The 597-nt window shown below is 62.1% G+C and carries 1 protein-coding gene; it reads left to right on the top strand.

All coding sequences use genetic code 11. The features are described 5' to 3' along the window. Positions 1-597 (top strand): SufB/SufD family protein (locus G8O24_RS42585; RefSeq protein ID WP_497717867.1); only part of this gene is annotated, 597 nt, incomplete at both ends.

Here is a 597-nt window from a genome sequence, read left to right on the forward strand (position 1 = left end):
CCATGCAGGAGCCGACCTGGGCGCGCGTCGACTATCCCAGGATCGACTTCCAGGATCTCTATTATTACGCGGCGCCGAAGCCGAAGAAGACGGTCTCCTCGCTCGACGAGATCGATCCGGAGATCCTGAAGACCTACGAGAAGCTCGGCATCCCCTTGCGGGAAGTTGCCATGCTCGAAGGCGTCGAGCCCAAGGTTGGCGAGGAAGATCCGGCCCGCCGCAAGATCGCGGTCGACGCCGTGTTCGATTCGGTTTCGGTCGCGACCACCTTCAAGGCCGAGCTGAAGAAGGCCGGCGTGATCTTCATGCCGATCTCGGAGGCGATCCGCGAGCATCCTGAACTCGTCCAGAAATATCTGGGATCGGTGGTTCCGACCTCGGACAATTTCTACGCGACCTTGAACTCGGCGGTGTTCTCGGACGGCTCGTTCGTCTACGTGCCCCCTGGCGTGCGCTGCCCGATGGAGCTGTCGACCTATTTCCGCATCAACGAGCGCAACACCGGCCAGTTCGAGCGCACGCTGATCATCGCCGACAAGGGCGCCTACGTCTCCTATCTTGAGGGCTGCACCGCGCCGCAGCGCGACGAGAACCAGC

This window comes from Bradyrhizobium campsiandrae, assembly GCF_014529705.1.
In the GTDB taxonomy this organism is placed as follows: Bacteria; Pseudomonadota; Alphaproteobacteria; order Rhizobiales; family Xanthobacteraceae; genus Bradyrhizobium; species Bradyrhizobium campsiandrae.